We start from the raw sequence: 9,897 nt of genomic DNA on the forward strand, positions 1-9,897 counted from the left end.
CCGCCGCCTTCGCGAACCTCGGCGGCACGAACACCACCGTCACATCCGCACCGGTAGCGCCCATCGCCTCACCGACCGAGTTGAACACCGGCAGGGTCAGGCCGTCCTTGACATCGGAGAAGTCCGCGGTCTTGCCGCCCTTGCCCGGGGTCACGCCACCGACCACGTTGGCGCCAGAGGCCAACATACGGCGGGTGTGCTTGGTGCCCTCGGCACCAGTCATGCCCTGAACAATGATTCTGCTGTCCTCGTTGAGGAAGATCGCCATCTCACGCCCCCTGTGCGGCAAGCTCGGCGGCCGAACGAGCCGCGTTGTCCATCGTGTCGACCTGCCGCAGACCAGGCAGCGCGGCCTCGGTCAGAATCCGGCGGCCCTCCTCGGCGTTGTTGCCGTCCAGCCGGACCACGATCGGCTTGTTCACCGTGTCACCCCGGCTGTCCAGCAACTGGAACGCCTGCACGATGCCGTTGGCGACCGCGTCGCACGCGGTGATCCCACCGAACACGTTGACGAACACACTCCGCACATCCGGATCCGACAGGATGATCTCCAACCCGTTCGCCATCACCTCAGCCGACGCGCCACCCCCGATATCCAGGAAGTTCGCCGGCCGCATCCCACCGAACGCCTCACCCGCGTAGGCCACCACGTCCAGGGTCGACATCACCAGACCGGCGCCGTTCCCGATGATCCCGACCTGACCATCCAGCTTGACGTAGTTGAGGTCCTTGGCCTTGGCCGCCGCCTCCAGCGGGTCCTCCGCCGCCACATCCACCAACTCAGCGTGCGCGGGATGCCGGAACGCCGCGTTGTCATCCAACGTGACCTTCCCGTCCAACGCGATCACATTGTCCTGCGGATCCCGCACCAACGGGTTCACCTCAACCAACGTGGCATCCTCAGCCACGAAGGTCTCCCACAACGTCACGACCACCGCAGCCGCCTTCTCCGCGATCGCCTCAGGGAACCTGGCCTCCGCCACGATCTCNGGCCGACGCCATCGCCAGGAACGTGCGGTTCGTCCGGTCCAACAAGAACGAGAAGTAGTACTCCTCAGCGATGTCCGACGCCGGGGTCACCAACACCCGACGCACCACATGACCCTTGATGTCCAGACCGAGAATCTTCTCCGCCTTCGCCTGGGCGTCAGCCGGATCATCAGCCAGCTTCACACCGCCCGCCTTGCCGCGGCCGCCGGTCTTGACCTGGGCCTTGACCACCACGGTCTGGCCGAGCTCCTCGGCGATCGCGCGGGCTTGGTCGGGGGTGTCGGCGACGGAGCCCGGCAGCACCGGAACCCCGTGGGCCCCAAAGAGGTCCTTCGCCTGGTACTCGTACAGATCCACTACGACGCTCTCCTGATCTACGGCTCGACGACCCGGTTCGGCACGACTGCAGACCCTAGCGACCAGCAGGGAAGGCAGGGGCACGGCACCCGGTGAGGTCGGTCACCGACCGTCGGCCGCGCGCTCCTCGGCTGGTTCCGGAGCGGGGCCGGCGGCGGCGATCCCGGCGGCGACCAGGAACGCGAGACAGCAGGCGATGGACAGCCAGGTGCCCGAGGCGGCGCCGGCCTCCTCGGCGCGGTCGCCGGTGAGCGGGAACTCCAGCGCGTGCACCCCGACGACCACGGCGGCGCCGAGGAGCAGCGCGGCCGCGCGGGCGGGCCGGGAACGGGCGGCGAGCACCCCGGCGCAGATCACCACGACCATCGCGAGGAGCAGGCCCCAGGACGCGAGCCGGAAGTTGGTCCAGATACCCGGCGCGACCAGATCCGGCGCGGTGATCATGGGGAAGCCGAAGGCACCGACGCTGAACAGGATCGCGGCGGCGACCGGGGCGGCGACCGGGAGATAGACGGTGCGGTCGGTGAGGTCGACGTCGTCGCGCTCGGCGCCGCCCGCGATGGCCGCGCCGATCGCCGCGGCGGCCGCGAGCACGACGGCGACGGCCACGAACCAGACGCCGGCGCCGACGTGGATCGTGTCCAGGGTGCCCGAGCCGGTGAAGGCGGCGTCCAGGGTGGCGGCCGCGACGAGCACGATCGCGGCGAGCGAGACGACGAACGCCGGCCGGACGGCCGCGGCCCAGCGGTGGAGGAGCAGCGCGGCACCCAGCGCGCCGACGAGGATGCCGGCGGGGATGAGCTGGCGGTTGGCGTAGGTCACCGGTGCCTCGACGCCCTCGACCACGAGCTGTGGGGCGAAGGCGCCGATCAGCGCGGCGACGCCGGCGAGGACCCCGAGCACGCCGGTGACCAGGTGCACGCGGCCGGACTCGAGGGTGACCTCGCCGGTCGCCGGTGTGCGTTCCCGGTCGGTGCGGGTGAGCACGCCGGCGAGCAGCAGGAGCGGAACGACCGCGAGATAGGGCCCCGGCGCCGGCCGCAGCATGTCGACGTTGAGCCCGGCGACGAGGTAGGGCAGCACGACCGCCGCCGTGGCGACCAGCACGCCGAGCACGACCCCGACGGCGGTGGCCGGCCGGGCGCCGCCCGCGGCGAACACGCACCCCCCGAGGACCGCGGCGGCGACGAGCAGCAGGCCGATGCGGTTGAGCGTGGGCGAACCGATGAGGTCGTGGCCGAGCATGAAGGCGTTGGCCGAGTAGAAGGGCGGCATGAACAGCCCGACCACCGAGACGGTGCCGAGCGCGAGCGCCCAGCCGAGGGCGCGTCGCCGGGTGCCGACGGAGGTGGTGTCGGCGTCGGCCTCGATCCCGTAGGCCGAGTCCGGGTCGGCGCCCGCCCGGCCGGCGGCGAGCACGCCGGCGACGGCGGTGGCGAGGTGCCCGGCGATGAGCAGCCAGGTTCCCGCGGCCGCGCCGATGTCGGCGAGGCTGGTGGGCACCAGGTGTTCCGGCCGGGAGGCGAGCACCGGGTCCTGCAGGAAGATGAGGTCGGCGACCGCGCGGCCGGGGGCGAGCAGTCCGGCACCGACCAGCACGGCGGCGGCGGTCAGCGCCCTGCCGGCGAGGATGAGGCCGACGGCGAGCACCGGACCGGCGATGGCCAGCAGGACCAGCAGCGGGGTCGCGGCGTAGCCGGCGGGCGGGTCGCCCCGCAGGAGGCCGACGACCGGGCCGGCGATGAGCAGCCCGGAGCCGAGGGCGGCCACGACGAGTGCCACCCGGAGCCGGGTGGGGGTGTCGGCCAGGCCAAGGCGCTCGGCGTGCTGGCTGTGGGGGACGCCCAGCGGGGCGTGCCGAGGTTCCGCAGGCCGGCCGCGCGGCGATCGAGTCCGCGAATTCATTGCGGAGAACGCTAGCAACATGCCGGCCCGCACACCCGCCCGCCTGAAGCGGAAAAGCGGTTCGAAGAGGTCAGGGCAGGTGTCGTCGCGCCATGGTGCCCCGGCATGGCATCGGCGGCGCGGACTCACGTGTCGGAAGCGTCGAACTCGCGCGGCACGAGCGTTGGACTCGCGGGTCACGAGGGTTGGACTCGCGGGGTTTGGGGAGGGGTAACCGGACGTTTGGTTGCTTGGGGAGTTCGTAACGTGGATCACATTGGGCGATCTGGTGAGAATAACTTTGGGTTATTTCGCCTGGCCACAGGCTTGGGGCAGTCCACCCTATTGGCCGAGTTTGGCCGTGGAAGTTGCCCTGGACGCTTTCCCTTGGTTACTGTCCCCCGGTCCGTTGTCACAGTCCGGTCACGAATTGGACAGGGTCGGCAACCCGAATGCCGACCACCGGGATCCCCCGCCCGGTGTCCACGATCAGCTCGGTCCCCGCCGAGCTGGACGTCCGAAGCCGAACTCCCCGAAGGCGGAAGGGCAGGAATTGTCTCGACATCGCTCCCCCGGCGATACCTGGGAGCGCGCGGCGCTTGAGCAGGCTATTGACGACCGCGCAACCACCAGCCGAGTTCGTGGTACCCACCGCGTCTCACCTCCCTCGTCCGCACTCCGGGGTCGCGTGGTCGTCGCCGCGGTCGCGCTCGGCGCGTTCGCCGCGGCTACTGCCGGTCAGACGCTCCAGGGCGGCGACCAGGACACCTCGCCCGAGATCACTCCGCTCGCCGGCACCAAGGACGCCTCGGCGGCCATCGGTATCGGCGGCGGTGGCAACACCAACACCATCTCCTCGGCGGCCCCCGAGCTGCTGACGGTCGCCAAGACCACCGCCGCGCCGCTCGAGGCGCAGAAGATCGCCGCCACCGACCAGATCGTGCAGAAGCGCGCGGAACGGCTGGCCGCCATCGAGGCGGAGCGGAACCGGCCCAAGTTCGTCCGGCCGGCCGAAGGACGGGTGTCCTCCGGCTACGGCGCCCGGTGGGGCACGACCCACTACGGCCTGGACATCGCCAACCAGATGGGCACCCCACTGGTCGCGGCCGCCGACGGCGTCGTGATCGAGGCGGGCCCGGCCAGCGGCTTCGGCCTCTGGGTGCGCGTCGAGCACGCCGACGGCACGGTGACCGTCTACGGCCACATGGACACCATCACCGTCAACGAGGGCGAGGAGGTCCAGGCGGGCGACCAGATCGCCACCATGGGCAGCCGCGGCTACTCCACCGGTCCGCACCTGCACTTCGAGGTCTGGGACGCCGACGGGCTCAAGCTCAACCCGCTGCCGTGGCTCAACGAGCACGGCGTCTACTACTGATCCGCCGCACGAAGTAGGCGCCGGCCACCCGCCACGCCGAGCACATCCGCCGCCGCCGGCAACCGGCGGCGCAGCGGCCGTCGGCCTGTTCGTGTAGCTCGAGCAGCGCCCGCCAGGCGGCCACCAGCCGACGCGTCTCGACGGCGAGCGGGCGCTGCCGCCCCGGCGCGGACTCAGCCAGCCGGTCGACCGACTCCAGGTACCGGCCGACGCTCTCGGCGAGGATCCGCAACAGCCGCTCGTCCACATTCACTTTCCCCCTGTCCTGGCCGGCGCCGGTGCGCGAGATCATTTTCGCACAGGTGTTCGATGCGCGCCAGGTGGCGGGGAGAAGTCAGAGTTTCACCAGCGGGACGCTGCCGATCAGCAGCAGGCGGACGGTGCCGGCGGTGCCGAAGTCGATCGTCGCGGTGGCACGCGGGCCGACGCCTTCGGTGGCCATCACCGTGCCGAGGCCGTACTTGTCGTGGTTCACCCGGTCGCCGGGCGACAACGCCAGCGCCGGCACGTCCTTCCACCCCTTTGCCGGCCCGAAACCGCTCGCTGAGCCACCAACGCCGCCGCCCCGGGACCGGACCGCGTCCGCCCGGCGCGAGCCCCAGGTGGGCGCGCTGGGGGCCGCGCGCTCCGGCTGCACCCGCCGCCACTCGACCAGCTCGACCGGGATCTCGTCGAAGAACCGCGACGGCGGGTTGGTCACCGGCTGGCCCCAGGCCGACCGCACGATCGCCCGCGACAGGTACAACCTGCGCTGCGCCCTGGTGATGCCGACGTAGGCCAGCCGGCGCTCCTCGGCCAGCTCGACCGGGTCGCCGAGCGCCCGCATGTGCGGGAACACGCCGTCCTCCCAGCCGGTGCAGAACACGACCGGGTACTCCAGGCCCTTGGCGGTGTGCAGCGTCATCAGCGTGACCACGCCGGAGCCGCCGCCCTCCTCGGCATCCTCGCCGTCGGGGATCTGGTCGGCGTCGGCCACCAGCGACACCCGCTCGAGGAACGCGGCGAGCGAGTCCGGCTCGATCGCGGGCGGCTCCTCCTCCGGGGCCGTCACGACCTCCTCCACCCCGTCCAGCGCGTGCGCGAACTCCCTGGCCACGGTCACCAGCTCGGTCAGGTTCTCCACCCGGGTGGCGTCCTGCGGGTCGTCGCTGGCCTCCAACTCGGCGCGGTAGCCGGTGCGTTCCAGCACCGCCTCCAGCACCTCGGCCACCTCGTAGCGATCATCCTGCGCACCGTCGACCATGGCGCGCAGGCCGTCGACCAGCTCGACGAAGCCGGCGATCGCGTTGCGCGAGCGCGGGTTGAGCATCGCCACCCTGTCCTCGACCGCGTCGCGCAGCGCGGCCCAGAAGGAGATCCGCTCCCGTTCGGCGTGCGCGGACACGCAGGCCTCCGCGCGGTCCCCGATGCCCCGCTTGGGCACGTTGAGGATCCGGCGCAGGCTGACCGCGTCCTCCGGGTTGGCCAGCACCCGCAGGTAGGCGAGGGCGTCGCGGACCTCACGCCGCTCGTAGAACCGGACGCCGCCGACCACGCGATAGGGCAGGCCGAGCCGGACGAAGATCTCCTCGAACACCCTGGACTGGTTGTTCGTGCGGTAGAAGACGGCCACGTCGCCGTAGTGCAGGCCCTCGCCGGAGTCCATCAGCCGGTCGATCTCGCCGGCCACGAACGCGGCCTCGTCGTGGTCGTTGTCGCCGACGTAGCCGACGATCTGCTCGCCGTCGCCGAGCGCGGTCCACAGCCGCTTGTCGCGCCGGTCCGGGTTGCGCGAGATGACCGCGTTGGCCGCGGACAGGATCGTCTGGGTGGAGCGGTAGTTCTGCTCCAGCATGATCGTGGTCGCCTGCGGGTAGTCGCGCTCGAACTCCACGATGTTGCGGATGGTCGCGCCGCGGAAGGCGTAGATCGACTGGTCGGCGTCGCCGACCACGCACAGCTCGCCCGGCTCGACCCCGTCCTCCCCGGTGCCGACCAGCTCGCGGACCAGCGTGTACTGCGCGTGGTTGGTGTCCTGGTACTCGTCGACCAGCACGTGGCGGAAGCGGCGGCGGTAGTACTCGGCGACCGCGGGGTAGCGCTGGAGCAACTCGACAGTGCGCATGATCAGGTCGTCGAAGTCGAACGCGTTGGCCTGCTCGAGCCTGCGCTGGTACTCGACGTAGACCTCGGCGGCGCGGCGCTCGAAGTCGTTGGCCGCGGCCTCCTTGGCGTCCTCCGGGACGATCAGCTCGTTCTTCAGGTTCGAGATGTGCGAGGCGAGGCCGCGGGGGGTGTAGCGCTTCTGGTCGAGGTCGAGATCGCGGGCGACCAGCGTGATCAGCCGCCGGGTGTCGTCGGCGTCGTAGACCGAGAAGCTCGACTTCATGCCGAGCGTGGTCGCCTCCCGGCGCAGCACCCGGACGCACATCGAGTGGAACGTGGACACCCACATCGCGTTGGCGCGCCTGCCGACCAGCTCGACCACCCGCTCGCGCATCTCGGCGGCGGCCTTGTTGGTGAACGTGATCGCCATGATCTGGCCGGGGTGCGCGTCGCGCTCGCCGAGCAGGTAGGCGATCCGCCTGGTGAGCACCCTGGTCTTGCCCGACCCCGCGCCGGCCACCACGAGCAGCGGCGTGCCGGCATGCTGAACCGCCCGCCGCTGCTGGTCGTTGAGGTCGGCGAGCAGGTCGGCCGACTGCTTGCGCTGCCTGGCCGGGGAGGGAGACGAGGACGGCAATTCGAACAGAGTGTTCATCGCCGGCAACGTTACCGGCCGGCACCGACAGCGAGCGCGCGGCAAGCCGGACCGCACGGCGAAAGGTGGACAGCCACCGGCGCGGTGATGCACAATCGGCCCCGTGCGTACCCGCCATTTCGAGTTTTTCTACGGGACCCGGACTCCGGCTCCCGTCGTGGCGTAACGCTGAACAGACCACAACGAAGCCCCGGAGTCCTCGGACCCCGGGGCTTCCGTCGCGCTGGGGCACCGTGACTCCCATGAGATCGACCGAGGATGAGGACGACATGCCCCAGAACGCGCCAACCAGCGAACAGGCGAGCGACCAGGCGAGCGATCAGCCGGCAGCCGCCGAGATCGGCAAGCTTCGCGAGGAGATCGACTGGCTCGACGCGGAGATCCTGCGGCTGGTGAAGCGCCGGGTGGAGGTGTCGCGGACCATCGGCGCGGCGCGGATGGCCGCCGGTGGGCCGAGGATCGTCTACAACCGGGAGATCGACGTGCTCGCCCGCTACCGCGAGCTCGGTGCCGAGGGCCGCAAGCTCGCGATGGCGCTGCTCAACCTCGGCCGCGGCCCGCTCGGCCGCTAGCTCGGCGAATTCAGGGATGTCACCGATCCCGGCACGCTGGATGACGGGCACACTGGAGACATGCTGAACCTGATCGCCATCATCATCGCCATCGTCGCGGTGGTGGCCTCGCTGGCTCACGTCGGCTATCTCGCCCTGCTGAACTCGGCCGCCGCCAAGCGGGCCGGCGGGACACCGATAGCCCAGTACGTGCGGTCGCGGTGGCCGGTCGCCGGCGTCACCACCGCCGGGGCGCTGCTCGCGTGGGTGCTGACCTCGGGCGGCGGCTTCGCCGACGTGCTGGCGGTGCTGCTCGCGGCGGGCTCCGGTGGCGTGGCGACCAAGGCGCTGCAGTCGACGAAGGACCGCTACCGGTCGGGCCAGTAGTCCTGGTTTCGCCACCCTCACTCGATCGAGTGAGGGTGGCGCGATAGGCGTACCCGGCCAGTCGAACCGTGTGCAACCACTTACTCTGGCGAGAGTGAGCACCGCGACACCGGTGGACGTGCGCTCGGCGCTGGTCATCACCGCACACCCCGACGATGTCGACTTCGGTGCGGCCGGCACGGTCGCGACGTGGACGGCCGCCGGGATCGAGGTCGCGTACTGCGTGGTCACCTCCGGCGAGGCCGGTGGCGAGCCCGGTCGCGACGCCGCCGCGATGGCCACGGTTCGGCAGGCCGAGCAGCGCGCCGCCGCCGAGCAGGTCGGCGTCCGCGACGTGACCTTCCTCGGCTACCCGGACGGGGCCGTCGAGCCGTCGCTCGCGCTGCGCAGGGACCTCGCCAGGGTGATCCGCCAGGCGCGCCCGGAGCGGGTGGTCACCTGGTCCCCGGAGATCAACTGGTCGATGGTGGCCACCACCCATCCGGACCACCGGGCGGTCGGCACGGCCGCCTTCGCCGCGGTCTTCCCGGACTCGCGCAACCCGCACGCCTTCCCCGAGCTGCTGGCCGACGAGGGGCTGGCGCCGTGGACGGTACGGGAGTTATGGCTCGTCGACGGCCCGGTCGCGCAGCGCAACCACGCCGTCGACGTGACAACGTGTTTCGACAAGAAGATCGCCGCGCTGCGCTCGCACGTCTCCCAGGTCGGTGCCAACACCGGACTGGACGAGAACATCCGCGGCTACCTGGCGGGGATCGCCAGCCGGCACGGCCTCGACGACGGGCGGCTCGCGGAGGACTTCCAGGTGGTCGACACCAGCTGATCGGATGACCTGACATCACGATCAGGAGGGAGCGAGGTCCCACAGCCATGAGTAGCGGGGGATGGCCCGCAGGGTCACATCATGGCAAGCACCGGCGCGAGTCGGTGAACGCCGCATGGACACCGGCCGTTCGCCCGGTCGAGGCGAGGCACCGGCCGACGCACGCCCGGCTGGACGGCCCCCCGCTCCCGTTACTGGACGATCCGCTGCTGGAGCCGTGGCGGGAGCAGCTGACCGGGTTGACCGACCCGTGGCCAGCCGGCCCGGCCGAGGTGGCCGACGATCCGCTCGACCTGCCGCCGCCACCGCCGCCCGCGATCGTGGCCGACCTGCTCGCCGAGCCGGGGTCGCGCCGGCCGGCCGAGGACGACACCCGGCCGCTGGCACTGATCCCGTTCCCCAGGACCGAGGAGCCGGTCGGGCCCGCGCTGGAGCCCCAGCCGAGCGGCCTGCTGAAGTTCGACCTGGGCACCGTGCCGGCCTCGGTCACCCCGCCGCGCACCTGGCGCAAGGCGGCCGGGTTCGCGGTCGGCACGTCGGCGGCCGTCGTGTGCGGGCTCGCGTTCGCGGCCATTCGGCTGGTCGGCGCCCCGTCCGGCGAGCTGACCGACTCGATGCCCGCCTACCCCGACCGGCCGCTGGAGATCGAGCACCTGCCGGGGCAGCAGACCGCGGCCCCACCGACCGCCAGCAGCCGGCGCGCGCCGACGTCGTCGGTGACGCCCACCCCGGCCAGGCCGGACTCACCGAGGGTGACCGCGACCGCCCAGCCGGCCGGCTCGCCGGC

7 protein-coding genes and 3 pseudogenes are annotated in these 9,897 nt (G+C 71.6%); 5 read left to right on the plus strand and 5 right to left on the minus strand.

What is annotated here, in order from left to right:
* From ACYVIP_RS20320 to ACYVIP_RS20330, 3 genes and pseudogenes are all read right to left on the minus strand, one after another.
* A pseudogene (locus tag ACYVIP_RS20320) lies at nucleotides 1–268 on the minus strand (succinate--CoA ligase subunit alpha); the annotation flags it as partial.
* 1 nt (nucleotide 269) lies between these two features.
* Nucleotides 270–1,347: pseudogene (locus ACYVIP_RS20325) on the minus strand (succinate--CoA ligase subunit beta).
* Between the two features lie 102 nt (nucleotides 1,348–1,449).
* Nucleotides 1,450–3,252, minus strand: a complete 1,803-nt coding sequence (locus ACYVIP_RS20330) for a hypothetical protein (protein WP_460398585.1) — start codon at nucleotides 3,250–3,252, stop codon at nucleotides 1,450–1,452.
* A gap of 667 nt (nucleotides 3,253–3,919) precedes the next feature.
* Here ACYVIP_RS20330 and ACYVIP_RS20335 point away from each other — a divergent pair.
* A complete protein-coding gene (locus ACYVIP_RS20335) occupies nucleotides 3,920–4,609 on the plus strand; it encodes a M23 family metallopeptidase (RefSeq protein WP_460398587.1) in 690 nt (229 codons plus the stop codon).
* On the opposite strand, the gene ACYVIP_RS20340 is transcribed toward ACYVIP_RS20335, so the two are convergent.
* Together ACYVIP_RS20340 and pcrA are read right to left on the minus strand one after the other, a co-directional pair.
* Nucleotides 4,584–4,856, minus strand: a complete 273-nt coding sequence (locus ACYVIP_RS20340; protein WP_460398589.1) for a hypothetical protein — start codon at nucleotides 4,854–4,856, stop codon at nucleotides 4,584–4,586. The genes ACYVIP_RS20335 and ACYVIP_RS20340 overlap by 26 nt on opposite strands.
* A gap of 87 nt (nucleotides 4,857–4,943) precedes the next feature.
* Nucleotides 4,944–7,349 (minus strand): DNA helicase PcrA, encoded by a 2,406-nt coding sequence (gene pcrA / locus ACYVIP_RS20345; protein WP_460398591.1) that lies wholly within the window; start codon nucleotides 7,347–7,349, stop codon nucleotides 4,944–4,946.
* Between the two features lie 269 nt (nucleotides 7,350–7,618).
* Between pcrA and ACYVIP_RS20350 the strand changes: the two genes are divergently transcribed.
* The 4 genes and pseudogenes from ACYVIP_RS20350 to ACYVIP_RS20365 form a co-directional block, all read left to right on the plus strand.
* Nucleotides 7,619–7,921: a chorismate mutase gene (locus tag ACYVIP_RS20350; protein ID WP_460398597.1), complete on the plus strand. Its 303-nt coding sequence runs from the start codon at nucleotides 7,619–7,621 to the stop codon at nucleotides 7,919–7,921.
* 60 nt (nucleotides 7,922–7,981) lie between these two features.
* A complete protein-coding gene (locus tag ACYVIP_RS20355) occupies nucleotides 7,982–8,287 on the plus strand; it encodes a hypothetical protein (RefSeq protein ID WP_460398593.1) in 306 nt (101 codons plus the stop codon).
* Nucleotides 8,288–8,381: 94 nt separating this feature from the next.
* The gene (locus tag ACYVIP_RS20360; RefSeq protein ID WP_460398595.1) at nucleotides 8,382–9,110 is read left to right on the plus strand and encodes a PIG-L deacetylase family protein; all 729 of its coding nucleotides are present in this window, start codon (nucleotides 8,382–8,384) and stop codon (nucleotides 9,108–9,110) included.
* 104 nt (nucleotides 9,111–9,214) lie between these two features.
* A pseudogene (locus ACYVIP_RS20365) lies at nucleotides 9,215–9,897 on the plus strand (hypothetical protein); the annotation flags it as partial.

Source organism: Actinophytocola sediminis (assembly GCF_054779715.1).